Origin of the sequence: Flavobacterium gyeonganense, from assembly GCF_029625295.1 — a bacterium.
Lineage (GTDB): Bacteria > Bacteroidota > Bacteroidia > Flavobacteriales > Flavobacteriaceae > Flavobacterium > Flavobacterium gyeonganense.
In genome coordinates this window covers 2,029,500-2,055,359 of the sequence record NZ_CP121112.1, presented here as the reverse complement: position 1 = coordinate 2,055,359, position 25,860 = coordinate 2,029,500, and the positions used below count along the sequence as shown (strand labels likewise).

Sequence of the window (25,860 nt, the reverse complement as noted above, 5' to 3'; positions counted from 1 at the left end):
AAAAAAAAGTATGAAAATATCAAAAATAAGGCTGGCATATCGCGTAATTATTGATAGTTCTTCTACCATAATCTGGGACAAATATGTTTTTGAAGATACTTTTAAGGAATATAAAATGCAAAGCCAGCAATTCAATTCGCCTGAAAATCCTAAAAACACCTTCAGAGAATTATTGACTGAAAACGAAAAAGCCTCTCAGCTGCATTTTCTGGTTGGAATTGCGGCAGACGGGTATGTGGAGCAATTAAAAGGTAGTTTTCACAGAGTTTCGGATGTTTTGGGCAATCAGTATTTTCCATTTGTCAATTATCAGCTGGATATTGTAAATAGTGATTTTACAGATCTTTCGAAGCACAAAATCGGAATTACATTTTACTCTCCGCTATTAAGTTATTTCGGTATTTTAGAAGGTAATTATATAGTTTCCAAAAATACTGAAAACAGGAACGAATATGAAACGATCATGTTTCCGGTCCAGCCGCATTTATCTATCTGCTACATTCAAAAAGAATAATTTGTTATTATTTCCAAAAACAAAAACCACATCTTGTTTTCGCCTTTTTTATTTGATAAATAAAAAAGGCTTTTTTTCTCTGACAATAACCTAATTCATTGCAAAATTTGTGTTTAATATTTAATAAAGAAATTTATTTGTGAAATTATAACGATTTCGTTCTTTAAATTATTGGTTTTTTGGTTTATCCCAATTTATAAGAACCGTAAAAGTTCTATATTTGTTTTTCTTTCAAAAAAAACCATAAATAATTATCAAATGAAAACTCTAAACGATTTCGATTTTAAAAATAAAAAAGCAATAATCCGTGTTGATTTTAATGTGCCTTTGGATGAAAATTTCAATGTAACAGATGCAACACGTATCGAAGCTGCAAAACCAACTATTGATGCTATTTTGGCTCAGGGTGGAAGCGTAATTTTGATGTCACACCTAGGAAGACCAAAAGGTGCTGAAGAAAAATATTCGTTAAAACATATTTTAAAAACAGCTTCTGAAATTTTAGGTGTACAGGTTCAGTTTGCTGAAAACTGTATTGGAGAACCTGCTCAGGCTGCGGCAAAAGATTTAAAACCAGGTGAAGTCCTTTTACTTGAAAATTTACGTTTTCACGCTGAAGAAGAAGCTGGAGATGTAGCTTTCGCTAAAGAACTAGCTTCTCTTGGAGATATTTATGTAAATGATGCTTTTGGAACGGCTCACAGAGCACACGCTTCAACAACTATCATCGCACAATTTTTCCCAACTGAAAAATGTTTTGGAACATTATTGGCAAAAGAAATCGACAGTTTAAATAAAGTATTGAATAATAGCGAAAAACCGGTTGTTGCTGTTTTAGGAGGTTCTAAAGTTTCTTCTAAAATCACGGTTATAGAAAATATACTTGATAAAGTTGACCACATGATTATTGGTGGAGGGATGACTTTTACATTTATCAAAGCTCAAGGAGGAAAAATTGGAGAATCTATCTGTGAAGATGACAAACAAGACTTAGCACTTGAGATTTTAAGATTAGCTAAAGAAAAAGGAGTTCAGATTCACATTCCGGTTGATGTAATTGCTGCTGATGATTTCTCAAACACTGCAAATACTCAGGTTGTAGATGTAACAGCAATTCCTGATGGATGGCAAGGTCTTGATGCAGGTCCTAAATCTTTGGAAAACTTCAAAAAAGTAATTTTAGAATCGAAAACCATTTTATGGAATGGTCCTTTGGGCGTTTTTGAAATAGAAACTTTCTCAAAAGGAACTATCGCTTTAGGTGATTATATTGCTGAGGCCACTGCAAAAGGAGCGTTCTCTTTAGTTGGTGGTGGAGATTCTGTTGCTGCTGTAAAACAATTTGGTTTTGAAGACAAAATGAGTTATGTATCAACCGGTGGAGGTGCAATGCTTGAAATGTTAGAAGGACGTGTTTTGCCTGGTATTGCTGCTATTCAAGATTAAAAAAACAACAATTAACATTTTTTTTAGCGATTTTTACGCTTATTCTGCTTAAGTTTGTAAAAATACCATTTCTGTAATTGTTTGGATTATAGAATTTTAAAAAAATGTTATATGATTATAAGAAAAATTTCCTTAGCGGTTTCAGTCTTTTTTTCAATAGCCGGTTTTGCACAAGAAGTAGTCAAAGCAGATACTGAAATAAAGCCTGATGTAAAGATCTCGTACTTAGATTCAGTAAAAAAATCATTCGTAAAAAATGACTTAGCCATTCGTGTTGATAGTCTTTGGATGAATGAATTAACAAGTCTGGATATTTATGATGATTTAACTAAGGACATTCAGACAATCAATAAAGATGTTACAGTTGATCAGGAGTTGCCAACAGAGCTTTTAAAGCAAAGGCTTCAGGTAATGAATGAAAAGTCGCCTTTTGAAATAGAATACAATCAGGGACTGGAGAATATAATAAAGTCATTTCTTAAGAATCGTAAAAAATCGTTTTCCCGATTAATGGCTTTATCAGAATATTACTTTCCAATATTTGAGGATGCTTTTGCAAAACAAAATGTTCCTCTGGAAATTAAATATTTAGCCGTTGTAGAATCTGCTTTAAATCCTAAAGCAGTTTCTAAAATGGGTGCCACAGGACTTTGGCAATTCATGTACGGAACAGGAAAACAATACGATCTTAAAATTGATTCCTATATTGATGAGCGCAGTGATCCTCTTAAAGCAACTGCAGCCGCATCTGAATACATGACTAAAATGTTCAGTGTTTTTGGTGATTGGGAACTGGTATTGGCTTCATACAATTCAGGTCCGGGAAATGTAACAAAAGCAATTCGTCGCTCGGGCGGAAAAACCAAATACTGGGATATCCGTAATTTTCTTCCAAAAGAAACACAAGGATATGTACCGGCTTTCTTAGCAACAATGTACCTTTTCGAATTCCATAAAGAGCACGGAATCAACCCTGAAAGAGCTGTTGTGAAAAACTTTGAAACAGATACTATCCGTATCAAAGAAAAAATGACTTTTAAGCAGATTGCTGATTTGTTAGACATGCCGCAATCTCAATTAGAACTTCTTAATCCTTCCTATAAATTAAAAGTAGTGCCTTATTACCAAAATGAACAGCACTTTTTACGTTTGCCAAAAGATAAAGTTGCCACTTTTGTAGCTAACGAGGATAAAATTTATGCTTACGCAAAATATGATTCAGGTATTTATAAAATGCCTTCTCGTTTAGCACAGAAACTAACTCCAAAAGTAAAAGCAAAACCAGTAAAAGTTCCTGAACCGCTAGATCTTGAATCTTATATCGTTCAAAAGGGAGACAATTTAAGTTCGATTGCCCAAAAGTATGATGTTGCTGTAGCAGATATTAAAGAATGGAACAATCTTAAAAGTAACGCACTGGTATTAGGAAGATCTTTAAAAATAAAACCTAAGGATTTAGTTTCCAAAACTGCTCAGGAAGTAGTTAAAAAACCTGTCGAAACTGCAATTGCATCTGCTGAATCGTCTGATAAAAACGAAATTGAGGTAGAATATGTGGTAAAAAGCGGAGATAATCTGGGTAATATTGCTAAAAAATTCGGGGTAACACTGGCAGAATTAAAAGAGTGGAATAACTTAAACTCAAATAATCTGGCATTAGGCAAATCCTTAATCGTTTCTAAAAAGGAAACTACTGTTGTTGAAACTACTGCTGTTGCTTCTAATTCAATTGATTCATTTAAGAAAAAAGCAAATTCTGCTAAATCTATTGGAGAAGATTATTATGTTAAAAAAGGAGATTCATTATATAGTATTTCAAAAAAATATCCTGGTGTGACCATTTCAGATATCAAAAAATGGAACGGAATTAAAGACGAGGATATTAAACCAGGAATGAAGCTTAAAATAAACGGATAATAAAATATCTTACCTAAATTTGGGTTTTATTTCATAAAAGTATAAAAATGAATAAAACCCATTTTTTGTTTCTGCTAGTTTGCGTTTTACTGGTTTCCTGTTTTCAAAAGAACGAAAACAAGGAAAAGGAAAAACCAGGAAAAACTAATACAATTTCTATCATTATTGACGATCAGTTGTGGTATGGCGAAGTTGGTGACAGCATCCGAAATAAATTTGCTTCACCGGTTTTGGGTCTTACACAAGAAGAGCCCTTGTTTACAATCAATCAATATCCGGCAAAACTCCTTGAAGGTTTTGTAACCGATAGCCGAAGTATTATTGTAGTTAAAAAGTCAGCCGTAGACAAATTTGAGGTTAAAACCAATGATAAAACTTTGCCTCACAATACTTTCAGGATCTACGGAAAATCAATTGAAGACCTCATTTGCAGTATCGAAATGAATTCTCCAGAAATTATTCGGGCAATTCGGGAAACCGAGATCAAGAAAGTACAGCAGGATAACAGCAAATCACTTTTGAATCCTGCCGTTATTAAAAATAAGTTTCATATTGATCTTCAAATCCCGGTCGGATATGAATATATGCTGCACAAAAAAAATTTCATCTGGCTTAAAAAAGAAATTATTAGTGGTAATACAAGCCTGCTTATTTATCAGATTCCGTTAAACGGGCTTACTAAAAATCTTGACGTTGTAGGTAATATTATCAGAATGCGTGACTCTGTAGGGCATTACATTAAAGGGCGTGAACCCAATACACATATGATTACGGGCGAAGATTATGCGCCTTATTTCTCAATTACAAATTTAAACGGTAAAAAGGCTTTTGAAACCAAAGGAACCTGGGAATTAAAAAACGATTTTATGACAGGACCTTTTATCAATTACGCCATAATTGATGAAGCTTACAATCGAATTTTGGTCATTGAAGGTTTCTGTTATTCACCATCAAATCAGGAACGGGATTTAATGTTAGAATTAGAAGCCATTATAAAATCAGTCAAAATAGAGAAGAGATAAATTTTATTTTTCGTACTTTTGGTTATAATTAACACTTAATCAGATAATTATGAAAAACTTGTTTATAACACTGATATTAGTTTTGTGTTTTTCTTCCTGTAAAAAAGAAGTAAAAACGGTATTAGAAACTACTAATCCTGCCGATAGCATAAAAGCAGAAGATACAATGGCTGAAAAACCTTTAGATTCTGCTGCACAAATGAAAGCCTGGATGGATTATGCAACACCGGGTTCTCCTCATAAAATGATGGCAGATGAGACCGGAACATGGAATTGTGATATGACTTTTTGGGAAGAGGAAGGAGGTAAACCTGAAAAGGCAAGTTCTACGGCAAATATAAAAATGATCCTCGGTGGCCGTTATCAGGAAGCCAATTACAAGGGAACGATGATGGGACAGCCATTTGAAGGAAAATCTACACTAGCCTATAACAATGCAAGTAAAGAATATACCACTACTTTTATTGATAACATGGGAACCGGTATGATGGTTGCCACAGGAAAATATGATGAAAAGACAAAAAGTATGGAACTTAAAGGCGACATGGTAAATCCGATAAACGGAAAAAAAACACCATATCGTGAAGTCTACACTATCGTGGATGCTAGAACACGTAAAATGGAAATGTACGATACAAAAAATGATAAGGAATATAAAAGCATGGAAATCATTATGAAGAAGAAATAGCCTGAACCATATACCTTTTAAAAACTAAATAATTTCCCGATTGCGTCATGTAATCGGGATTTTTTTGAAACGAATTATTCTTTCTGTTTCAGTTTTTTTAAATTAATTTGGCTCTTTTTAATTAGAATAAGTAATAAAATAATACGCAATGGAATTAAAATGGAAAATAAAGCCTTTTGAGGCATTAACTGTTCATGAGCTATATGATTTATTGAAACTAAGAAGTGAAATCTTTGTAGTGGAGCAAAATTGCGTTTATTTGGATATTGATGGTAAAGACAAGAAAGCTTTACACCTAATTGGCGAATATGATGATAAAATAGTGGCTTATGTACGCTTATTTGATGCCGGGATTAGTTTTGATAATGCTTCAATTGGCAGGGTCGTTGTCGATGTAAATTATCGTGACAGAAAATGGGGTCATGATTTAATGAGAGAAGCTATTGCAGCGATAAAATCCAATTTTGGAAAAGATAAAATTACAATTGGGGCACAGTTATATCTGAAAAAATTCTACGAAAGCCACGGGTTCGTACAAACGAGTGAAATGTATCTTGAGGATGATATTCCGCATATTGAGATGCAGCTTAATTAAATCTTAGTAATTTTAAATTCAACACGGCGATCTAAATTATCACCCTTTCCAAGAGGATATTTGTTTCCGCAGCCCTGGTAGGTCATACGGCTTTTAGATATTTTTTTCGATGCCAAATATGACTTTGGTTTGCTGACTGCTAAGTATATATTTATCAAAATCAAAATAAATGGTTTCGATGGGTTTTTGCTGCGCCCATAAATTGTAAATAAATAACAGAAATAGGGAGCTGCCAAGTTTCATCTTTTACATTTTTAAAATGGTTTTATACTCAGTTTGATTGTTTAACACGTTTACAGCTTTTTTAATTTCTGAATTGTTTTTAATATAATATTGATATAATCCTTCCTGATATTGATACCTTTTTATAAGTTCCTCTAAAATCAGGTTTTTAATTTCCTTTTGGTTTTTGTCTAATAATGTGGTTTCACTTTTTTCAAGTGCATTTAATAACTGCTTGTATTCGATAACAATTGCTTCGTCTATTTCTTCATTTTTGGCAGCTGCCAAAGTGTTTTTCAATGCCAGTTCAGTTTCTGTATCGAAAGTAAACTTGTTGAATTTTAAATATTGCTTGAAAGCAGTATAATCAGCATCTGTGATGATTGGAATTTTATCTCCCAAATTTGGGTTTTTATAATAGTAAGTAGTCGCATAATCAAAAATCCCGTCATTTTTTAATAGCGCATTTGTAATCGGACTCATTTTGGTTTCATCCAGTTCAATATCCGGCAAAACGCCGCCGCCATCATAAACTGTTCTTCCTTTTCTGGTTTTAAAAGCATTAAAGTTTTTAGAATCTGTTTTTTGGGCTACACCATTTTTGTCTTTATGCGAATAATCCAATGCCTGAATGCAACGTCCTGAAGGAGTATAGTAACGTGAAATAGTTACTTTTAACTGTGTTCCGTATGTTAATTCAACAGTGCGCTGAACCAGACCTTTTCCAAAACTGCGGCTTCCTAAAATTACAGCACGATCCAGATCCTGTAAAGCTCCCGAAACAATCTCTGATGCCGAAGCACTTTTTCCATTTACTAAAATGGCTAGCGGAATCTGAGTGTCTATAGGCTCTTTGGTTGTCTTGTAAGTATTGTTGTGTTTTTCAATTCTGGATTTTGTAGTTACAATTACTTCATTTTTTGGAACAAATAAATTACAGATATCAATAGCTTCATTTAATAGTCCGCCAGGATTTCCTCTTAAGTCCAATACAATCTGTGTAGCGCCGTCACTTTTAAGTTTTTCAAGAGCTTCTTTTACTTCAAACGCTGCTTTTCTGCTAAAATGTGCCAAAACAATATACCCGGTTTTATCATCAATTTTTCCATAAAACGGAACTGATTTAATATCAACTTCATCCAAAACAAGGTCTGTAGTATACGTTTTTCCCTGACGCAGGTATTTTATTTTGATTTTAGTATTTTTTGTTCCTTTCAGCAATTGTGAAGCGTCATCCTTAAAATCAGCAATCAAAACATCGCCAATCTGAATAATTTCGTCGCCTGCTTTTAACCCGGCTTTATCTGCCGGATAATTTTTATAAGGTTCGCGAACAATTAAACGGTCTTTCTTACGGGCAATCATTGCACCAATCCCTGTATATTCACCAGTATTGTTGATTTTAAAATTAACAACATCCTGTTCATTAAAATAAACGGTGTAAGGATCTAAACTTCCCAGCATGCTTTTAATACCCTTGTCCATCAGGTCACCCGGATTGGTTTCATCGACATAATTGGTATTAACGGCTTTAAATAAGGTCGTGAAAATTTCTATTTGTTTGGCAATTTCAAAAAAGTCTTCTTTGAAACTGGTTCCAATAAATAAAAATCCTGCTGCAGCGGCTGTTATGATGAATTTCTTTTTGAAATAAGGGTGCATAATTGTGAATTAAATTATAGTGTACTAAAATAAGAATAAAAACATTAATTAAGGAGACTTGTATGAATGATTCTAAGCAGCTCAATTCAAAGATGTTGATGACAAGGTTTATAATTCTGATTTTTTATCCAAATCCTGAATTTTATTAACCTGCTGCAGAAATTTCTCAAACAACTGAACTGTTTTGATATTGATTTCTTCGTAAGATAACTTGTCTTTCGTCTGATAGAAAAACATCAATGAATAAGGTTCTTGAACATTCTCTAAAAGCAAATTTTTATTCAATCGATATGTTTCTCTTAAAACCCTTTTAAAGTAATTGCGATCTACGGCTTTTTTGAAATATTTTTTAGAAACCGATACTCCAATTTTGATTTTTTCTTCTGAATTTTCATCCGCCTGACAGTAAACCAAACGCAACGGATATTTTGAAACCGATTTACCTTCAGAAAACAGTAATCCAATGGTGGTTTTACTCTTTAAGCGTTCATTTTTAGGATAGGTGAAGTTCATTTAATTCAGAAAAAATTTGCAATTTGAGGCACAAAGGTACAATTAAACCATAAAAGCGGTTATTGTTTTCAAATTTTATACCGCTAAAAATATATTTACTACTTTTGGCGTTTAATTTTTAAGCATGCAAAAGATAATTTCATATCCAATCTCCGTAATTTATTATTTATGTTTTGGATTGTGTTTGGTGATTTTTCATCCGATACAATGGATTTGCCTTAATCTTTTTGGTTATCAGGCTCATAAAAAAAGTGTTGATTACTTAAATTTAGGTCTTTTAAGCTGTACCAGGCTTGTAGGAACGACTTATAAAGTTACCGGTGTAGATACAATACCGAAAGGTGTTCCGATTATTTTTGTAGCCAATCACCAAAGTATGTATGATATCGTGGCAATGATTTGGTACTTTAGACGTTTTCATTGTAAATTTGTAAGTAAGAAAGAGTTAGGCAGCGGAATACCGAGTGTTTCTTTCAATTTGAAACATGGAGGATCAGTGCTAATTGACCGTAAAGACCCTAAACAAGCGATTCCTGTAATCAAAGGCTTGTCAGAATATATCGAAAAGAATACCAGATCTGCTGTCATTTTTCCTGAAGGAACGCGCAGCAAAACCGGAAAACCTAAAGAATTTGCGCAAAGCGGCTTAAAAATTTTATGTAAATATGCGCCTTCTGCGTATGTAGTGCCGGTTAGTATTAATAATTCATGGAAAATGGTCCGTTACGGAATGTTTCCGGTAGGTTTAGGAAACCATCTTACTTTTACTGTTCATCAGGCGATGGCTGTAAAAGATTATAAATTTGAAGAATTGATGGTGATTACTGAAAAATCAGTAAAAGAAGGAGTTAATGAGTATAAACAGATTTAAGTTTTAATACCAGGCTTAAATCCAAATTTTAATAAAGTAATGTCTATAAAAAACATTAGATTAGAAGTAATGCAGTTTTTGGAAAAAAACGTGGAAAGCTTCGTTGAACAGTATTTAATTCCGGTTGAAAAAATTTGGCAGCCAACAGATTTCCTGCCTAATTCTCAGGGAGAAAATTTTTTTGAAGAGGTAAAGGAGTTGCGTGAAATTGCCAAAGAACTTCCATATGATTTCTGGGTAACACTTGTTGGTGATACAATTACTGAAGAAGCCCTGCCAACATATGAATCATGGCTCATGGATGTAGAAGGAGTGGATCAGGTAGATCAGGTTGAAAATGGCGGTAATGGATGGGCGAGATGGGTAAAGCAATGGACCGGCGAAGAAAACCGTCATGGTGACTTGTTAAATAAATACCTGTATTTGTCTGGCCGCGTCAACATGCGTGAAATCGAAATGACAACACAGCATTTGATCAACGATGGATTTGATATCGGAACAGGAAGAGATCCTTATAAAAACTTTGTGTACACTAGTTTTCAGGAATTAGCAACATATGTTTCGCATAACAGGGTATCTCAAATAGCTAAAAATTTTGGCGATAAAAAGTTATCCAAAATGTGTAAAATGATTGCTGGCGACGAAATGCGCCATCATCATGCATATAGTGAATTCGTAAATCGTATTTTTCAGGTTGATCCGAGCGAAATGATGCTGGCGTTTCAATACATGATGAAGCAAAAAATCGTTATGCCTGCGCATTTCTTAAGAGAATCAGGTCAAAAGATTAGTTCGGCTTTCGAACAATTTTCAGATTCTGCTCAGCGTATCGGAGTTTATACTGCAACGGATTATGTTGAAATACTTCAGAAATTAATTGATAAGTGGGAAATTGATAAGATTTCTAATTTAACAGATGAAGCAGAAAAAGCTCGTGAGTATTTAATGAAATTACCGGCTCGTATGGCAAGAATCTCTGAAAGAATTGTGATCCCAAAAGAATCACATATTTTCAAATGGGTTGAACCAGCGAGATTATAATTAGATAAAAAACTTACTCTTTTAAAGTGCAATTCTGTTGCGTTTAAAAATAAGCCATATAAAATGTTGATTGTTGAAGTTTTTAAATCTTTGACAATCAACATTTTTTTAATATTTCGAGTCAATTTTTTAAATAAAGACCAAATGAAGATTCAACCAAAAATCCTTTTTAGCATTAAAAAGAAAGTATAAAGTTAAGCTTAAAATAGTATGAATAATTCAGCTCTAATAGATAAAACAATTCAATTTGTAAAAGAAAAACTTATCAATGCCGAAGGTGGACATGACTGGTTTCATATTGAACGGGTGTATAAAAATGCTCTTTTGATTGCCGGAAGTACAGATTGCGATTTAACTATAGTTCAGTTAGGGGCTTTGCTTCATGATATTGCCGACAGCAAATTTCATAACGGTGATGAAACTATTGGTCCTAAAACGGCACGTTTGTTTTTAGAATCTGAAAATATAACTGAAGATATTATTGAGCATGTTGTTAATATCATTGAAAATATCTCATACAAAGGCGGGAATTTCAAAAAGAAGTTTTCATCTGTGGAATTGGATATTGTTCAGGATGCAGATCGTTTAGATGCTATTGGTGCTATTGGTGTTGCCAGGGCATTTAATTATGGCGGATTCAAAAACAGGGCCTTGTATGATCCTGAAATTGTACCTGTAGCCAATATGACTAAAGACGAATATAAAAAGAACAATGCTCCTACGATAAATCATTTTTACGAAAAGCTTTTGCTCCTAAAAGATAAAATGAATACGGAAACAGGAAAGCAAATTGCTGAAGAAAGACACCATTTTATGGAAACCTTCCTGGCACAGTTTTATGCAGAATGGGAAGGAGTGAAGTAATTTAAGTTATTCCACAAAGTTACGCTAAAAGCACAAAGCTTCACAAAGTCTTTAATTAAACTATGTGAAGCTTTTTTTCTTTGTGAATTTTTGTGAAATCTCCTAAGAACAGCCACAATTTCCATCTCCACAGTCTTTTTTCTTTTTAGACTTCCAGAAGAATTTTTTAATCAGAAACCCAACTGCTAGTCCTAATATGGCAAAAGCTAAAATTTCCTGAATCATGACTCGTTATTTTAAAATTTGATAGGCTATTAAAGCGGTCAGATAAGCAAATGCACTCATAAAGCCCAATTGCATTGCCGGCCATTTCCATGAGTTTGTCTCTTTCTTTGTGATAGCCAATGTACTTGCACACTGCATGGCAAACGCATAAAACAGCAATAATGAGATTCCGGTTGCAAAATTAAAGACTTTTCCTCCGGTATCAGGACGTACTTCTGCCTGCATTTTGCTTTTTATAGTTGATTCATTATCCGTATCGCCCACACTGTAAATGGTAGCAAGTGTTCCTACGAAAACTTCACGGGCTGCAAATGAACTGATTAACGCAATCCCGATTTTCCAGTCGTAACCTAAAGGCTGAATGGCAGGTTCGATCGCTCTTCCCATTAATCCGATATAGGAATTCTCCAGTTTTTGAGAAGCTACTTCGTTTTCAAATTGAGTTTCTGTCAGGGTTGTATTGACAAATCTTTCTTTAACGATGGTTTCTGCTTCATTAAATTCTTTTCCGGGTCCGTACGAGGCTAAAAACCATAAAATAACCGATATTGCAAGGATGATTTTACCCGCACCCACAATAAATGCTTTGGTTTTTTCCACAACATTGATTCCAACGTTCTTGAAAAGCGGTAATTTATAACTAGGCATTTCGACAACGAAATAGGTTTTGGATTCCAGTTTTAAAACTTTATTCAGAATATAAGCAGACAGGATTGCAGTTCCAAAACCTAACAGATACAGCAACATCAATGATAATCCCTGAAGATTTAGTATGCCTAAAATACGTTGTTTTGGAATTACCAATGAAATGATAATTGCATAGACCGGTAATCTTGCTGAGCAGGTCGTGAAAGGCGTAACCAAAATCGTGATTAAACGCTCTTTCCAGTTTTCAATATTTCGGGTTGCCATAATTGCCGGAATAGCGCAGGCTGTCCCTGAAATCAGGGGTACAACACTTTTTCCCGAAAGGCCAAATTTACGCATGATTTTGTCCATCAGGAAAACAACACGACTCATGTATCCACTTTCTTCAAGAATTGAGATGAAAAGAAACAGAAATGCAATCTGCGGAATAAATATAATAACGCCGCCAATTCCCGGAATGATTCCTTGTGAAAGCAAATCAGTTAAGATACCGCTAGGCAGTTCTTCGGCAACCCAGCTGCTTAAAGAAGCAAAAGTGCTGTCAATAAAATCCATCGGAATGGTTGACCAGCTAAATATCGATTGGAAGATTAAAAATAAAATGGCAAAGAAAATAGCATAACCCCAAACTTTATGTGTCAGCACCCGATCTAGTTTTGCCCTAATGTCTTTTGCCATCGACGCATCAACTTTTAAACCTTCTTTCAAAACATCATTGATAAACTGATAACGTTTGATAGTTTCTTTTTGCTGAAGACGTTTTAATTCGGAGTGTGATTTGGTAAAAGTACTTCGGATTTCATTTCGGTCTAAATTTGAAAAATTGACGTCCTGCGTAATAACAAGCCACAATTTGTACAATAGCTGATTCGGAAATGCATGCTGCAATTTTTCAAAATAAGCAGTGTCAATAACCGAAGCATTCAAACAAGGTTCATTCGGAATCGTCTTATAAGAAACAATTAATTCCTTTAGCTCATTTATTCCTAGTCCTTTACGCGAACTTACCAATGCAATTTTAGTTTTCAGTTTTTCTTCTAAATACGGAATATCAAGCGTAATGCCTTTACTTTTCATACGATCTGACATATTGATGACCAGGATTGTTGGAATTTCAAGATCTTTTATCTGAGTGTAAATCAGTAAATTTCTTTTCAGGTTTTCAACATCGGTAACTACGACTGCAACATCGGGATATAATTTATCGTTTTTGTTCAGCAAAAGTTCAATCACCACACTTTCATCCATGGAGCTGGCATTCAGGCTGTAAGTTCCGGGTAAATCCAGGATATTGGCTTTGATATTATGTGGAAGTTTGCAGAAACCCATTTTTTTCTCAACGGTAATTCCCGGATAATTCCCTACCTGTTGATTTAAACCTGTAAGCTGATTAAAAACGGATGTTTTTCCTGTATTTGGATTCCCGATAAGGGCAACATTGATATTCTGAATGCTCATTATAAATTGTTTTTGATCAGTTCAACTTCAATTTCACGAGCGGTTTCAACACGGATGGCAACATGTGAGCCGTTAATGTCTAAATATAGAGGATCACCGAAAGGAGCAATTTGAAGCAATTCGACAAGGCTGCCTGGCAAACAACCCATCTCTAACAATTTTAAAGGAATCAAATCTATATCAAAATCTTTGATAATGGCTTTTTCGCCTTTTTTAAGGGTATGGATAGTATTTTGCAAGCTTATTTAGATTGAATTTAGATTGCAAAAATAGGTAATTATTATTTATTTAAAGGCAATTAATGCTTTTGAATATGCTAAATGTTTCTAAAAATGAGGGATCTTACTCTTTGGATAAGAAATCAATGTCCTCCAAAAGACGTTTCATGTCTTCTTTATCAGTTCCGTCATAAAATCCGCGAACGCGTCGTTTTTGATCCACCAGTACAAAATTTTCGGTATGTACCATATCATAAAGCTGATCCGGTCTTCCAAGCTTTACTGCCAGATATGATTTTCTGGCCATTGTATAAATTTCTTTTTTATCGCCGGTAACCAGATTCCATTTACTGTCGACGACTCCGTGTTTTATGGCATAGGCTTTTAGAACCGGAATACTGTCTGTTTCAGGAAAAACGGTATGTGAAAGCAACATCACCTTCGGATTATTTAAAACCGCTTTTTGTACATCAGCCAGATTGGTCGTCATCTTTGGGCAGATTGATCCACAGGTAGTAAAGAAGAAATCGGCAACATATATCTTTCCTTCATAGTTTTTCTGAGTAATAGTATCCCCGTTTTGGTTTACAAACGAAAAATCAGCAATTGTGTGGTATTTACTTTTATACTGAACTGTGCTATCAACCAATTCCGGATTTACATCAGCCGGATTATAAATTGGTAATGTTTTTTGAGGTTTTAAAGCAAAATAAAACAGCGTAATGGTGATTGCCGAAAACACTCCTAAGATGATGAAGAATTTTCGGTATTTGTAAAGGAGAGATTTCATAAAAATAATTTGGCGCAAAAATACAAAAAGGGCTTTTTAAAATGTTTGGTTATGCATTTTTTTAACATTGAATTCAACTATAGGTGAGTAAATTAATTGAAAAACAATCTTTAATAAATTATTAGCTGAATTTTTAACATAAGGATTCGGATATTAGCAATATGTTTGCAGAAACTCTAAAAAGTTAAATATAAATGAAAAAAGTGCTTACTACACCAATGTTTTATGCTTTTTCTGCAATACTTTCATTTGCAACGGCAGAAGCTCAAAACACAACGCCAAAAGAACCCGGGATTAATACTTCTTATATGAAAAAGGAGGTTAGCCCAAAACAGGATTTCTTTCAATATGTAAATGGAACCTGGCTGGATAAGACCGAAATTCCAAGTGATCGAAATGCCTGGGGAAGTTTTAATGAATTGCGTCAGAAAACGGATGACAATTCGTTAGCAATTTTAAAAGAAGCTTCGAAAAATCCGAAGTATAAATCAAACACAGATCAGGGTAAAGCCATCGCTTTGTTCAATACGATTTTGGACACTGTTGGAAGAAACAAAAGAGGCATTACACCGCTTAAACCTTATTTGAAGAAAATTGACGCTATTAAAAATGTAGCCGATTTACAAAATTACCTAATCGAAATGCAGTCACAGGGCGGAGCAGGTTTCTTTGCAGTGTATGTTGGAGCTGACGCAAAAAACAGTAATAAAAATACAGTTTCTCTAACTCCGGGAACTTTAGGATTGTCTGATAAAGATTATTATAATTCTGATGATAAAGATTCAAAAGAAAAACGTGAGAAATATGAAGTTCACGTTGCCAGAATGCTTCAGTTTATTGGTGAATCTCCGGCTAAAGCCAAAGAAAGTGCCAAACAAATCCTGGCTTTAGAAATTGAAATGTCAGCACCAAGACTAGACAGAGTTGAAAGAAGAGACCGCAGAAAACAATACAACCCAACAGCAGTTGCCGATTTAAAAAAGGACACACCTTCAATTCAGTGGGATAAATACTTTGCCGGAGTGGGTATGGCAAAATTAGATACAGTTAATGTAGCGCAGCCACGTTACATGATTGCTTTAGAAAAAACTTTTACTGAAAAGAAAGTAGAGGCCTGGAAAGAATATTTAAAATGGTCTGCATTAAACAGAGCAGCTTCAACATTGAGTACAGAAATAGAAAGTGCCAATTTTGATTTCTACGGAAAAACGTTAACAGGTGCTTTAAAACAGCGACCACATGAGGAAGTAGCTTTGCAGATAATCAATGGTGCAACCGGCGAAGCTTTAGGTAAACTGTACGTGGAGAAATTGTTCCCTGCTGAAGCGAAAGAAAAAGCTAAAAACATGATTGCTAATGTGATGCTTGCTTATGAAAACAGGATCAATGCACTGCCATGGATGTCTGAAGCTACAAAAGCAAAAGCAATTGAAAAGCTTAAAAAGCTGACTATTAAAATTGGATATCCTGATAAATGGAAAGACTATTCAAAACTAGAACTTAAAAACGTTTCTGAAGGTGGGACTTATTTTGACAACATGAAAAATTTGGCGAAATGGGCTTATGCTGAAAACTTAGCTAAATTAGGTAAACCGGTTGATAAATCAGAGTGGGGAATGTCTCCTCAGACTGTAAATGCTTATTTTAATCCATCATATAACGAAATTGTATTTCCTGCCGCTATTCTACAGCCGCCATTTTATAATTATCAGGCTGATGAAGCTGTAAATTATGGTGGAATTGGAGCTGTCATTGGTCATGAAATCTCACACGGATTTGATGATTCTGGAGCACGTTTCAATGCAGATGGTAATCTTGTTGACTGGTGGACTGCTGATGATTTAAAACAATTTACTGCGCTTGGAGGTGCACTGGCAGATCAATACAGTGCATTAGAGCCTTTACCGGGAATTCATGTAGATGGTAAATTTACTTTAGGTGAAAATATCGGAGATTTGGGTGGAATCAATGCTGCTTATGACGGTTTGCAATTGTATTTAAAAGCAAATGGAAATCCGGGATTAATTGATGGTTTTACACCTGAACAGCGTTTCTTTATTTCCTGGGCAACGGTATGGAGAACAAAATCAAGAGACGAAGCCCTTAAAAGTCAGGTAAAAACTGATCCGCATTCTCCGGGAATGTACAGAGCTGTTGTTCCAATTCAGAATGTTGATGCTTTTTATGATGCTTTCGATATCAAAAAAGGAGATAAAATGTATATTGAGCCAGAAAAGAGAGTTAAAATCTGGTAAGAGAACAAATAAAATGAAAAACGGCGCTAAATCTTTAGTGCCGTTTTTGTTTTATATCTATTTCAAGTGACTATAAATATATGCTTCGATAGCTTTCAATTCTTCATCAGACATTGCCTGCGTCACCGGAAAATTGGTTTTCATCACAGCAAACTGATCTGGATCGACAATTGGTTCTCCTTTTCCTTTCAAAAAAGTAACAATGTCACCTTTTTTGTCTTTGTAGATTTTGGCGATTTCCTTGATACTTGGACCAATTACTTTTTGGTCTGGCTGATGGCAGGAAGTACAATTTCCTTTTCCTTCAAAAATCTCTTTTCCTAAATTTTCAGGAGTTTTGATTTCTGCCGATTCTCCTTCAGAATAAGTTTCTGTTTTGTTTTCTGTTGATCTTCCAAAGGATTCCTGACTCTCCTTTTTACATGATGCAAAAGCTAAAACTGCGGCTAGAAATAATAGTTTTTTCATTTTTATTTGTTTAAAATTAAAGCAGCTTCTTTTGCAAAATAAGTAGAGATAATACTAGCCCCTGCACGCTTAATGCAATAAAGTTGCTCTATCATAATTTTGTCATGATCAAGCCACCCTTTTTCAGCTGCGGCCTTTACCATGGCGTACTCACCAGATACCTGATAAACCGCAATCGGTACATGAACGGCATTTTTTACCTCACGCACAATGTCTAAATATGCCATTCCTGGTTTTACCATTACAATATCTGCACCTTCTTCAACATCTAATAATGCTTCACGAATTCCCTCAATTCGGTTAGCATAATCCATCTGATAAGTCTTCTTGTCTTTTGGAATATTTTGAGAATCTACAGGTGCAGAATCTAACGCATCACGAAATGGTCCGTAAAATGCAGAAGCATATTTAGCACTGTAACTCATAATCCCCACGTTATGGTGACCATTTTCTTCTAAAGCTTTTCTGATCGCTAAAACTCTTCCGTCCATCATGTCGCTTGGCGCTACAAAATCGGCTCCGGCTTCGGCATGGCTTAAACTCATTCGGGTTAAAGCATCAACTGTAGCATCATTAATTAACTGACCATTTTCAATAATTCCGTCGTGACCGTAAATAGAATAGGGGTCTAAAGCTACATCCGGCATCACAATCATTTCAGGAACTGCATCTTTAATGGCACGAATAGTCTGTTGCATTAAACCGTCCTTGTTCCAAGCTTCAACACCTTTATTGTCTTTAAGGTTTTCACTTACTTTTACATAAATATTAACTGCTTTGATTCCCAGATTCCAGGCTTCTTTTACTTCTTTAATCGTGTTATCCAATGAATGGCGGTAAATTCCTGGCATCGATGGAATAGCGACTTTTACATCTTTTCCTTCGGCAACAAACATCGGAAGCATAAAATCCTGTGGACTTAAACTAGTTTCACGAACTAAAGAGCGAATAGATTCATTAGTTCTTAAACGGCGGTTTCTTTGTAATGGGAACATAGAGTGTTTTTTATAAAATCTAAAATGAATATTTGTCTGTAAACAGTTCATATTCATTTTAAAAATGAAATTAAAATAAGTGTCGCAAAGTTAAATAAAAAACGTCCAAATAAAGAGTTCAGGATGAATGAGAATTCGTTAATATTATCTAAATTCGTACCGCTCTTAAAATTTCAACTAAGAATCTTCTTATGGAATGTGTTTCAAAATTTAAATTTCCCAAATGAAGAAAATATTTGCATTATGCTGCTGCCTGCTTTTAACAAGCTGTTTTGAAATAACAGAAAGAATTAAGCACCACGATGATCAAAGTGGAGAATACACACTGATGGTTGACTTTTCCCAATCATGGTTAAAAACCAAATCAGCTATCTGGCTGGAAGAAGTGGATGGTGTGAAAATTCCAAATGAACAGGAGATCAGTCAGAAACTGGATGAATTTAAGTCTAAAGTATCAAAAATTGAAGGAATTTCAAATGTTTCAACAAAGACTGATTTTGACAAATATGTTTTTATTATCAAATTAGATTATAAAAATCCGAAAGCACTGAACGAAGTCGTAAATACTTTGAACAAGCAAAAAAATCAAATCCATTTTACAGCAGATTCGAAGAGTTTTGAAAGAATGGCTTCCTATCCTATTCCTGAAAAACTCATTAAAGACGAAAAGAAAAAGGAAGATCTGGAAAAAGCCAGCATTGTATCTATTTACACTTTCGACCGTGATATCCTATCAGCATCCAATGCGAACAGCAAAATTTCTAAAAACAAGAAAACGGTTTTTTTAAAACAAAGCATGTACAGTGTCCTTAAAAAATCGTCACTCATGAACAATACAATTCAATTAACTCAATAATCATTATACTTACACATGAAACAGTTTTTTATCTTATTCATTTTATTCACGTATGGTTTAACGCAGAGTCAGACTCTTTCGAAAAAGCAGGATTATTTTGTTCAGTTTAACGGAAGTCAGCTTTCTAAAAAAGTAAGTGTTGCTGAGGTTTTAAATCATTCACTATTGAAAAATGGCAAAATGAAACTGGATGTCAATCAATATGCAGATCTTATAAAATTAGACCAGAAAATAACCGCCCATGGGAATTATTCGGATAGCATTCCCTATTATCAAATTACAATTCCAATTAAAAGCAGAAACGATATTAAAAATTTCTTAGTTAAAAAAAATCAGGAAAGTGATTCTGTTGCAAAACCTTTAATTGAAGATTTTGGGCAGTATTCTGTATATAATTCCGGTGATAAAAAAACGACTATAGCCTGGAATGACAGCCATTTGGTAATTTTTGGATTAACCAAAAAATATTCTTATAATGATTATGCTATAGCACCACCTGTTGTAGATTCAGTAGCGGTAGAAACTACAGATATTGTCATTGATACACCGGTTGAATCTTCTCTAGACACTACTTATGCAGATTATTCAGATAATTATTATGCGAATTATCAAAAAGAACAGACTGCTTTTGACAGCATTCAGGCCATCAGTCAAAACAGATTTATAAAATTGCTTTTTGAAAATGGTTTTACTGTCCCGACTTCAGATAAAGTGCATGAAACCGCCGACATTTCATGCTGGGTTGATTATGGGGCAGCATTGAGCGGTTTTAATTCGGCGTATATGGCTTTGGCACAATTTACAACGTATAATAAATTTTTTCCGAGTCAGAAAAACTGGGGCAATTTTGTAAAAGGTATCAATGTCGATTTTTATTTTGATAATGATAATGCACGAATTGAAGAAATTGTCGAATACTCCAAACCAATTGCCGATTTAGTAAGCAAAATTAGTAACCGGAAAGCCAATAAAAACATTTTTAATTATTTTCCTGCCCAAAAGCCACTCGGTTATCTGACGTATCATTTTAATACGAAGGAAATGCTGAATAGTTTTCCAACTTTGACTGCTGAGGTTTTTAACAATCCTTATATTCTAAAAGAAGATATTGGTGTCGCAACTGATCTTATTTCGACCATTATTGATGAAAAAGCTACAGCAACGCTTTTCGACGGAGATTTAAGCATGTTTCTTTATGATGTGGCAGAAAGAGAAGTTACAACCAAAACGTATGAGTACGATGAGAATTTTGAGTCCAAAGAAGTGGTAAAAACGGTTAAAAAAACGGTGCCGTTATTTTCAGTAATTTTTACTTCAACACACCCAACTTTTGGAGATAAACTAATCCAATTAGGCGTTCGTAAAAAAGGACTGACTCAAAAAGGAAATTACTATGAAATAAAAGGAACTCAGGAGTTTGGTAATTTGTTTATTTTTAAAGAGAAAGATGTGGTGATTATTGGAAACAGCATTGATCACATTTTCCCGAAAGACAATTCCTTTTCAAAAGAAGTTAAAAAAGAGCTGAAACAAAATTATTTTGCTGCCCAGGTGAGCATGGATAAATTAGTAACAGCCTATTCTAATTCAGGCGAAGCAAAACCATCTGATATAAAAAGCCTGAACCGACTGGCGCAGCAATTTACAGATGTTACCTTATATTCTGGAAAAAAGCTGGTAGACAACAAACTGAAATTTGAGTTAAAACTAAATTCATCAAAGGGAGATAAAAATATCATTTTACAGACCTTAGATATGATTGAAGAATTAAGTACTAAATAATTTAAAAGAGAAAGCCCTAAAATTGATGTTTTAGGGCTTTTTTATGTTTTTAGTTAAATCCAGTCAACAGGATTTTCCAGTACTTTTATCAGTTTTTCTTCTTCACTTCCAGATTCCGGATGATGATCGTAAACCCATTGCACATGAGGAGGCAAACTCATCAAAATACTTTCGATTCTTCCGTTGGTTTTTAAACCGAATAATGTGCCCTTGTCGTGAACTAAATTGAACTCGACATAACGGCCACGTCGGATTTCCTGCCAGTTTCTGTTTTCCGGAGTGTAAGAAAGGTTTTTTCTTCTTTCGACAATCGGAACATAAGCTTCAAGGAAACTGTTTCCAACTTCTGTTACAAAATTGTACCAATCTTCCATTGACATTGACTCATTTGCTTTGCAATAATCAAAGAATAAACCGCCAAGACCACGGGCTTCGTTTCTGTGCGCATTCCAAAAATACGAATCACATTGTTTTTTGTATTTTGGATAAAACTCCGGATTGTGTTTGTCGCAGGCAGTTTTGCAGGTTTGATGAAAGTGTTTTCCATCTTCTTCAAACAAATAATAAGGCGTTAAATCCTGTCCACCGCCAAACCATTGCTGAATCACATTTCCTGACTCATCGTACATTTCAAAATAGCGCCAGTTCGCATGAACTGTAGGAACCATTGGGCTTTTTGGATGAATCACCAAACTTAATCCGCAGGCAAAAAAGTCTGCTTCGCCAACGCCAAACATTTTTTGCATGGTTTCAGGCAATTTCCCATGAACGGCCGAAATGTTGACACCGCCTTTTTCGAAAGCAGAACCATTTTCAATAACGCGTGTTCTTCCGCCCCCACCTTCCGGGCGTTTCCAAAGGTCTTCACGGAATTTTGTCGTTCCGTCAACAGCTTCTAATCCTGCGCAAATCTGGTCCTGCAGGTTTTGTATGTAGGCGTAAAATTTGTCTTTCATTTTTATTGTTTTTTGGCTTTCGCCGAAGCAATTTTCGAATTTATCCCAAAAGAAAAGACTTTGCTTTCTGATTGGATATATTGATAAACAGCCAAAGCCTTATCTTCAAAATTGTAGTTTTCGACTTTTGAAAAATCCATTAAAAAATCTGCAAACTGTTCTAATTGATCCCAGTCAAAATGAAGACGCATCAATAATGTGATTAATTCTTCGTTCGAATAATCAACTAAAGTTTCAATGTTTAATGCAAATTCTTTTAGTTGGTTTTCGATATTTGTTTTTTCTAAACGATTCAATGGCTGAGGTACAAAAACAAGAGTCCGCAATGTTTTTAGAACATTATCGATTCTGATTTTCTCTTCGTCTCTTAAGCCTTTGTTGAGCATGATTTTCTGTTCGTTCTCCTGCAAGGTTTTCAAAACCTTGTAGGTATCAATTGATTACTATTTATAGAATTTTATTAGACTTTAAGGTTTTATAAAATTTGAAAGATGAAACCTATTATTCAAAAGTATAAGTTTCGTTTAAAAAATCATTCTTTTGATTATGAGAAAAGATAAAATTTTCTAAACCGCCAAATAAATTTATGGTTTCATCTCTCTATTTTAGTTTCTTTATCAGATAAATATGCCTGATAGGATGAAAATTGGAAACTTTTGAAATCTAAATCAAAATGATGTTTCGGATTCAAATGGGCATAAACAATCAATTGTTTCAGATAAGTTTCGTCTTTTAGTTTTATTCTCTTAAAATGTTTCTAAAATAAACTTCCAGTTCTGTTAATCTGTTTATTGAAAGCTTTTGCATATGAATTAAACAAGTTTGAAAATGCCTGAGTAACCTCTTTTTCTTCTGAATTAAGTCGAATAACTAAATGAAAATGATTATTCATTAAACAATACGCAAAAATTGAAATTTTATCTTTGGAATATTTAGCTAACTGTTTTAAGAAATAAAGCTTGTTAGTGTCATTTTCAAAAATGGTTGTTCCGTTTATTCCTCGGTTATATATATGATAATAACAATCTTTTTCTAAAACTTCTAATTTCATATTGATATTGCTCATCCTGCGACGTTTTCAATATAGATAATTTAGTTTATACCTACAAGGTTTTGGAAACCTTGCAGGAATGCACACGGAATACTTTCAACTTATTTACTGTCCGTATTCCTTCACCGCGTCAATAAACGCTTTTGCATGATCTACAGGGATATTTGGTAAAATTCCGTGACCCAGATTCACGACATATTTATCTTTTCCGAATTCGTCGATCATTTCATGAACCATTTTCTTGATAGTCGGAATTGGCGAAAGCAATCTTGACGGATCGAAATTTCCTTGTAAAGTAACATTTCCGCCAGACAAGTAACGCGCATTTCTTGCAGAACAAGTCCAGTCAACGCCTAATGCAGAAGCTTTACTTTTACCCATTTCATTTAGTGCAAACCAGCATCCTTTTCCGAAAACAATAACAGGAGTAATTTCAGCTAAAGCATCAACAATCTGATTGATATATTTCCATGAGAATTCCTGATAATCAACAGGAGAAAGCATTCCTCCCCAGGAATCAAAAATCTGAACCGCATTTACACCCGATTTTACTTTTTCTTTTAAGTATAAAATAGTCGTATCTGTGATTTTTTGTAATAAAGTATGTGCTGCAACCGGATTTGAAAAACAGAATCCTTTTGCAGTATCAAAACTTTTAGACCCTTTTCCTTCAACGGCATAGCAAAAAATGGTCCATGGCGAACCTGCGAAACCAATTAACGGAACCTCATCGTTCAGCATTTCCTTAGTCAATTTCACAGCGTCAAAAACATAACCTAAAGTTTCGTTTACATCCGGAACAAAAACCTGATTTACCTGTTCCATGGTGCGAATTGGATCTGGGATAATCGGACCTAAATTGTCTTTTAATTCTACGTGAATTCCCATAGCTCTTGGAACTACCAAAATATCTGAAAATAAAATAGCTGCATCCGGAGCAATTCTGCGAATAGGCTGAACTGTAATTTCTGCAGCCAATTCAGGAGTTTCACATCGTGTAAAGAAATCATATTTATCACGCAGGGCTCTGAATTCAGGTAAATATCTTCCTGCCTGACGCATCATCCATACCGGTGGACGCTGAACTGTTTCTCCTTTTAAAGCTTTTAAAAATAGGTCGTTTTTTAACATGAGTTTTTATGTTTAAACCTAACAGGTTTCAAAAACCTGTTAGGTTTGTTTGTTATTGTTATTTGTATTCCTGAATTGCATCTTCAATCACGTCCTCAATTGTAGGCTGATCTGCGATGATGATATTTTTAGTGATTTTTGCTAAAGCATCTGCGGTGGTATCACCAATGCAGAAACAGATTTGTTTTTGAATTTTATTGTCTTTCAGATAACTTTTAACTCCAGACGGACTAAAAAACAAAATTGCTTCGGGATTTCCTTTTATTTTCTGAGGCTGTAATGTTGTGTCGTAAACCTGAATTTCATTGAATTTAATTCCGTTTTCTTTTAAAGCTTCAGGCAAAGTATCTCTTCTAAGATTTCCACTGAAAAAAGTATAGCTTTCACTTCCATAAATCAAAGTAATGATTTCGGCTAAATCTGCAGCATAACCTGTATACGCAACAACGTTGAATCCGTTATCTGTCAGTAAATTTTTGGTTTTAAGCCCAACGCAATACACGTTTTTCTTTTTCAGCTCTTCTGATTTTGGATGGGACAAAATGCTGTGAACGGCATTTTGACTTGTAAAAATCAGATTTTCGTTGAGGTCTTTTAATTCGAAAGGTTTGTTTTCGGTTTTGATGAAATCAGCTTCGATTAATTCAATACCATATTTCATTAACTCTTGCTTGTGAAGCGGAGATAATATTTTAGTAGATAATATCTGAACTGGATTTGCCATTATTTTTTTAGGGATTCTTTGATTTGCTGCATCAATTCCGTTCCGCCATTATTCAAAATCTCCTGAGCTGAGTTGAAACCTAATTTCTTCCATTCTGAGATATCAACTGTTTTATCGATTTCCAATTTTTGTTTCCCGTCAATAGAAAGTAAAACGCCTTGAAAATGTAAAGTATCTTCGTCTTCATTATAGGTAACCAAAGCTCCGATTGGTGCTGTACATCCGCCTTCAAGTGTTCTTAAAAACTGACGTTCTATATAAGTACAAATCTCAGTTTCAATATGATTTAATTGCGAAAGTGCATCAAGCGTATAATTGTCATTTTCCATTGCCACAACCAGCATTGCTCCTTGTGCCGGCGCCGGAATCATCCAATCCAGATTAATAACATTTTCCGGTTTTAGGTTGATGCGTTCCAAACCTGCAGCAGCAAAAACGGCTCCATCCCAGTCGTTATCCTGAAGTTTCTGCATCCGCGTATTTACGTTTCCGCGCAAATCAACTACAGTATGATTTGGGTATTTGTTAAACCATTGTGCCTGACGGCGCAGACTTCCGGTTGCAATGGTACTTGGATTTGTAAAATCAGGATTTCCTTTATGAACTAAAATGTCCAGAACATTTGCTCTTTCCAAAACAGCCACCTGAACAATTCCTTTTGGCAAAGCAGTTGGAACATCTTTCATCGAATGCACCGCAATATCAATATCGCCATTAATCATTGCAATGTCTAAAGTTTTAGTAAAGATTCCTGTAATGCCAAGTTCGTAAAGAGGTTTGTCGAGAATAATATCTCCCTGGGATTTTACGGCAACAATTTCAGTTTTAAAGCCTAAATCATTTAATTTTTTTTCGACTGTGTGGGCCTGCCAAAGTGCGAGCTCACTATCGCGGGTTCCTATTCTTATAACTTTTTGAGCCATATTTTTTTGGATCCTTAAAAGTAAG

The 25,860-nt window shown here is 34.6% G+C and carries 26 protein-coding genes; 12 read left to right on the top strand and 14 right to left on the bottom strand.

Annotated features, from left to right (window positions below; genetic code table 11):
• The first annotated feature begins 10 nt into the window (after nucleotides 1-10).
• From P5P89_RS08920 to P5P89_RS08895, 6 genes are all read left to right on the top strand, one after another.
• Nucleotides 11-514, top strand: coding sequence for a hypothetical protein (locus P5P89_RS08920; protein WP_278011607.1), 504 nt, complete (start codon nucleotides 11-13; stop codon nucleotides 512-514).
• 258 nt (nucleotides 515-772) lie between these two features.
• A complete protein-coding gene (locus tag P5P89_RS08915) occupies nucleotides 773-1,960 on the top strand; it encodes a phosphoglycerate kinase (protein WP_278011606.1) in 1,188 nt (395 codons plus the stop codon).
• A 111-nt stretch (nucleotides 1,961-2,071) separates the two neighbouring features.
• Nucleotides 2,072-3,877, top strand: a complete 1,806-nt coding sequence (locus tag P5P89_RS08910) for a LysM peptidoglycan-binding domain-containing protein (RefSeq protein WP_278011605.1) — start codon at nucleotides 2,072-2,074, stop codon at nucleotides 3,875-3,877.
• Between the two features lie 47 nt (nucleotides 3,878-3,924).
• Nucleotides 3,925-4,899: a DUF4837 family protein gene (locus P5P89_RS08905; protein ID WP_278011604.1), complete on the top strand. Its 975-nt coding sequence runs from the start codon at nucleotides 3,925-3,927 to the stop codon at nucleotides 4,897-4,899.
• A gap of 49 nt (nucleotides 4,900-4,948) precedes the next feature.
• Nucleotides 4,949-5,587, top strand: a complete 639-nt coding sequence (locus P5P89_RS08900) for a DUF1579 domain-containing protein (RefSeq protein WP_278011603.1) — start codon at nucleotides 4,949-4,951, stop codon at nucleotides 5,585-5,587.
• 148 nt (nucleotides 5,588-5,735) lie between these two features.
• On the top strand, nucleotides 5,736-6,182 hold the full coding sequence (locus tag P5P89_RS08895) for a GNAT family N-acetyltransferase (RefSeq protein WP_278011602.1): 447 nt from the start codon (nucleotides 5,736-5,738) through the stop codon (nucleotides 6,180-6,182).
• A 246-nt stretch (nucleotides 6,183-6,428) separates the two neighbouring features.
• Here P5P89_RS08895 and P5P89_RS08885 read toward each other — a convergent pair whose 3' ends face one another.
• Both P5P89_RS08885 and rnpA read right to left on the bottom strand, forming a co-directional pair.
• The gene (locus P5P89_RS08885) at nucleotides 6,429-8,066 is read right to left on the bottom strand and encodes a S41 family peptidase (protein WP_278011601.1); all 1,638 of its coding nucleotides are present in this window, start codon (nucleotides 8,064-8,066) and stop codon (nucleotides 6,429-6,431) included.
• Between the two features lie 108 nt (nucleotides 8,067-8,174).
• A complete protein-coding gene (gene rnpA, locus P5P89_RS08880) occupies nucleotides 8,175-8,579 on the bottom strand; it encodes a ribonuclease P protein component (protein WP_278011600.1) in 405 nt (134 codons plus the stop codon).
• Between the two features lie 124 nt (nucleotides 8,580-8,703).
• Between rnpA and P5P89_RS08875 the strand changes: the two genes are divergently transcribed.
• The 3 genes from P5P89_RS08875 to P5P89_RS08865 all read left to right on the top strand — a co-directional run bounded on the left by P5P89_RS08875 (nucleotide 8,704) and on the right by P5P89_RS08865 (nucleotide 11,355).
• Complete coding sequence (locus P5P89_RS08875) at nucleotides 8,704-9,450, top strand: lysophospholipid acyltransferase family protein (RefSeq protein ID WP_278011599.1); 747 nt, start codon at nucleotides 8,704-8,706, stop codon at nucleotides 9,448-9,450.
• Between the two features lie 39 nt (nucleotides 9,451-9,489).
• Nucleotides 9,490-10,491, top strand: coding sequence for an acyl-ACP desaturase (locus P5P89_RS08870; protein ID WP_223683282.1), 1,002 nt, complete (start codon nucleotides 9,490-9,492; stop codon nucleotides 10,489-10,491).
• Between the two features lie 210 nt (nucleotides 10,492-10,701).
• On the top strand, nucleotides 10,702-11,355 hold the full coding sequence (locus P5P89_RS08865) for an HD domain-containing protein (RefSeq protein ID WP_278011598.1): 654 nt from the start codon (nucleotides 10,702-10,704) through the stop codon (nucleotides 11,353-11,355).
• A gap of 102 nt (nucleotides 11,356-11,457) precedes the next feature.
• On the opposite strand, the gene P5P89_RS08860 is transcribed toward P5P89_RS08865, so the two are convergent.
• From P5P89_RS08860 to P5P89_RS08845, 4 genes are all read right to left on the bottom strand, one after another.
• Nucleotides 11,458-11,580, bottom strand: a complete 123-nt coding sequence (locus P5P89_RS08860) for a FeoB-associated Cys-rich membrane protein (protein ID WP_278011597.1) — start codon at nucleotides 11,578-11,580, stop codon at nucleotides 11,458-11,460.
• A gap of 6 nt (nucleotides 11,581-11,586) precedes the next feature.
• The gene (gene feoB / locus P5P89_RS08855; protein ID WP_278011596.1) at nucleotides 11,587-13,686 is read right to left on the bottom strand and encodes a ferrous iron transport protein B; all 2,100 of its coding nucleotides are present in this window, start codon (nucleotides 13,684-13,686) and stop codon (nucleotides 11,587-11,589) included.
• Nucleotides 13,686-13,925, bottom strand: a complete 240-nt coding sequence (locus P5P89_RS08850; protein ID WP_025572482.1) for a FeoA family protein — start codon at nucleotides 13,923-13,925, stop codon at nucleotides 13,686-13,688. Before P5P89_RS08850 ends, feoB begins: the two co-directional genes overlap by 1 nt.
• 103 nt (nucleotides 13,926-14,028) lie before the next feature.
• Nucleotides 14,029-14,694, bottom strand: a complete 666-nt coding sequence (locus P5P89_RS08845; protein ID WP_278011595.1) for an SCO family protein — start codon at nucleotides 14,692-14,694, stop codon at nucleotides 14,029-14,031.
• A gap of 194 nt (nucleotides 14,695-14,888) precedes the next feature.
• Between P5P89_RS08845 and P5P89_RS08840 the strand changes: the two genes are divergently transcribed.
• Nucleotides 14,889-16,949, top strand: coding sequence for a M13 family metallopeptidase (locus tag P5P89_RS08840; protein WP_278011594.1), 2,061 nt, complete (start codon nucleotides 14,889-14,891; stop codon nucleotides 16,947-16,949).
• A 57-nt stretch (nucleotides 16,950-17,006) separates the two neighbouring features.
• Here the strand turns inward: P5P89_RS08840 and P5P89_RS08835 are convergent, their stop codons facing one another.
• Both P5P89_RS08835 and hemB read right to left on the bottom strand, forming a co-directional pair.
• The gene (locus P5P89_RS08835; protein ID WP_278011593.1) at nucleotides 17,007-17,417 is read right to left on the bottom strand and encodes a c-type cytochrome; all 411 of its coding nucleotides are present in this window, start codon (nucleotides 17,415-17,417) and stop codon (nucleotides 17,007-17,009) included.
• Nucleotides 17,418-17,419: 2 nt separating this feature from the next.
• Nucleotides 17,420-18,412: a porphobilinogen synthase gene (gene hemB / locus P5P89_RS08830; RefSeq protein WP_278011592.1), complete on the bottom strand. Its 993-nt coding sequence runs from the start codon at nucleotides 18,410-18,412 to the stop codon at nucleotides 17,420-17,422.
• A gap of 223 nt (nucleotides 18,413-18,635) precedes the next feature.
• Here hemB and P5P89_RS08825 point away from each other — a divergent pair, with 223 nt between their 5' ends.
• Both P5P89_RS08825 and P5P89_RS08820 read left to right on the top strand, forming a co-directional pair.
• Nucleotides 18,636-19,268, top strand: coding sequence for a hypothetical protein (locus P5P89_RS08825; protein WP_223683288.1), 633 nt, complete (start codon nucleotides 18,636-18,638; stop codon nucleotides 19,266-19,268).
• A 15-nt stretch (nucleotides 19,269-19,283) separates the two neighbouring features.
• A complete protein-coding gene (locus P5P89_RS08820) occupies nucleotides 19,284-21,050 on the top strand; it encodes a hypothetical protein (protein WP_278011591.1) in 1,767 nt (588 codons plus the stop codon).
• 53 nt (nucleotides 21,051-21,103) lie between these two features.
• Here P5P89_RS08820 and hemF read toward each other — a convergent pair whose 3' ends face one another.
• The 6 genes from hemF to hemC all read right to left on the bottom strand — a co-directional run bounded on the left by hemF (nucleotide 21,104) and on the right by hemC (nucleotide 25,835).
• On the bottom strand, nucleotides 21,104-22,006 hold the full coding sequence (gene hemF / locus P5P89_RS08815; RefSeq protein WP_278011590.1) for an oxygen-dependent coproporphyrinogen oxidase: 903 nt from the start codon (nucleotides 22,004-22,006) through the stop codon (nucleotides 21,104-21,106).
• Nucleotides 22,007-22,008: 2 nt separating this feature from the next.
• Nucleotides 22,009-22,416, bottom strand: coding sequence for a hypothetical protein (locus P5P89_RS08810; RefSeq protein WP_278011589.1), 408 nt, complete (start codon nucleotides 22,414-22,416; stop codon nucleotides 22,009-22,011).
• A 347-nt stretch (nucleotides 22,417-22,763) separates the two neighbouring features.
• A complete protein-coding gene (locus P5P89_RS08805; protein ID WP_278011588.1) occupies nucleotides 22,764-23,057 on the bottom strand; it encodes a transposase in 294 nt (97 codons plus the stop codon).
• Nucleotides 23,058-23,162: 105 nt separating this feature from the next.
• Complete coding sequence (gene hemE, locus P5P89_RS08800; protein ID WP_278011587.1) at nucleotides 23,163-24,188, bottom strand: uroporphyrinogen decarboxylase; 1,026 nt, start codon at nucleotides 24,186-24,188, stop codon at nucleotides 23,163-23,165.
• Between the two features lie 58 nt (nucleotides 24,189-24,246).
• Nucleotides 24,247-24,912, bottom strand: a complete 666-nt coding sequence (locus P5P89_RS08795; protein ID WP_278011586.1) for a uroporphyrinogen-III synthase — start codon at nucleotides 24,910-24,912, stop codon at nucleotides 24,247-24,249.
• Entirely contained in the window at nucleotides 24,912-25,835 is a 924-nt protein-coding gene (hemC, locus tag P5P89_RS08790; RefSeq protein ID WP_278011585.1) for a hydroxymethylbilane synthase, read from the bottom strand. The genes P5P89_RS08795 and hemC overlap by 1 nt, the downstream gene beginning before the upstream one ends.
• Between the last annotated feature and the right edge of the window lie 25 nt (nucleotides 25,836-25,860).

Bases quoted from the DNA above. Each gene is read 5' to 3' on its own strand.
- P5P89_RS08920 (WP_278011607.1), top strand. From the start codon at position 11: ATGAAAATATCAAAAATAAGGCTGGCATATCGCGTAATTATTGATAGT.
- P5P89_RS08915 (WP_278011606.1), top strand. From the start codon at position 773: ATGAAAACTCTAAACGATTTCGATTTTAAAAATAAAAAAGCAATAATC.
- P5P89_RS08910 (WP_278011605.1), top strand. From the start codon at position 2,072: ATGATTATAAGAAAAATTTCCTTAGCGGTTTCAGTCTTTTTTTCAATA.
- P5P89_RS08905 (WP_278011604.1), top strand. From the start codon at position 3,925: ATGAATAAAACCCATTTTTTGTTTCTGCTAGTTTGCGTTTTACTGGTT.
- P5P89_RS08900 (WP_278011603.1), top strand. From the start codon at position 4,949: ATGAAAAACTTGTTTATAACACTGATATTAGTTTTGTGTTTTTCTTCC.
- P5P89_RS08895 (WP_278011602.1), top strand. From the start codon at position 5,736: ATGGAATTAAAATGGAAAATAAAGCCTTTTGAGGCATTAACTGTTCAT.
- P5P89_RS08885 (WP_278011601.1), bottom strand. From the start codon at position 8,066: ATGCACCCTTATTTCAAAAAGAAATTCATCATAACAGCCGCTGCAGCA.
- rnpA (WP_278011600.1), bottom strand. From the start codon at position 8,579: ATGAACTTCACCTATCCTAAAAATGAACGCTTAAAGAGTAAAACCACC.
- P5P89_RS08875 (WP_278011599.1), top strand. From the start codon at position 8,704: ATGCAAAAGATAATTTCATATCCAATCTCCGTAATTTATTATTTATGT.
- P5P89_RS08870 (WP_223683282.1), top strand. From the start codon at position 9,490: ATGTCTATAAAAAACATTAGATTAGAAGTAATGCAGTTTTTGGAAAAA.
- P5P89_RS08865 (WP_278011598.1), top strand. From the start codon at position 10,702: ATGAATAATTCAGCTCTAATAGATAAAACAATTCAATTTGTAAAAGAA.
- P5P89_RS08860 (WP_278011597.1), bottom strand. From the start codon at position 11,580: ATGATTCAGGAAATTTTAGCTTTTGCCATATTAGGACTAGCAGTTGGG.
- feoB (WP_278011596.1), bottom strand. From the start codon at position 13,686: ATGAGCATTCAGAATATCAATGTTGCCCTTATCGGGAATCCAAATACA.
- P5P89_RS08845 (WP_278011595.1), bottom strand. From the start codon at position 14,694: ATGAAATCTCTCCTTTACAAATACCGAAAATTCTTCATCATCTTAGGA.
- P5P89_RS08840 (WP_278011594.1), top strand. From the start codon at position 14,889: ATGAAAAAAGTGCTTACTACACCAATGTTTTATGCTTTTTCTGCAATA.
- P5P89_RS08835 (WP_278011593.1), bottom strand. From the start codon at position 17,417: ATGAAAAAACTATTATTTCTAGCCGCAGTTTTAGCTTTTGCATCATGT.
- hemB (WP_278011592.1), bottom strand. From the start codon at position 18,412: ATGTTCCCATTACAAAGAAACCGCCGTTTAAGAACTAATGAATCTATT.
- P5P89_RS08825 (WP_223683288.1), top strand. From the start codon at position 18,636: ATGAAGAAAATATTTGCATTATGCTGCTGCCTGCTTTTAACAAGCTGT.
- P5P89_RS08820 (WP_278011591.1), top strand. From the start codon at position 19,284: ATGAAACAGTTTTTTATCTTATTCATTTTATTCACGTATGGTTTAACG.
- hemF (WP_278011590.1), bottom strand. From the start codon at position 22,006: ATGAAAGACAAATTTTACGCCTACATACAAAACCTGCAGGACCAGATT.
- P5P89_RS08805 (WP_278011588.1), bottom strand. From the start codon at position 23,057: ATGAAATTAGAAGTTTTAGAAAAAGATTGTTATTATCATATATATAAC.
- hemE (WP_278011587.1), bottom strand. From the start codon at position 24,188: ATGTTAAAAAACGACCTATTTTTAAAAGCTTTAAAAGGAGAAACAGTT.
- P5P89_RS08795 (WP_278011586.1), bottom strand. From the start codon at position 24,912: ATGGCAAATCCAGTTCAGATATTATCTACTAAAATATTATCTCCGCTT.
- hemC (WP_278011585.1), bottom strand. From the start codon at position 25,835: ATGGCTCAAAAAGTTATAAGAATAGGAACCCGCGATAGTGAGCTCGCA.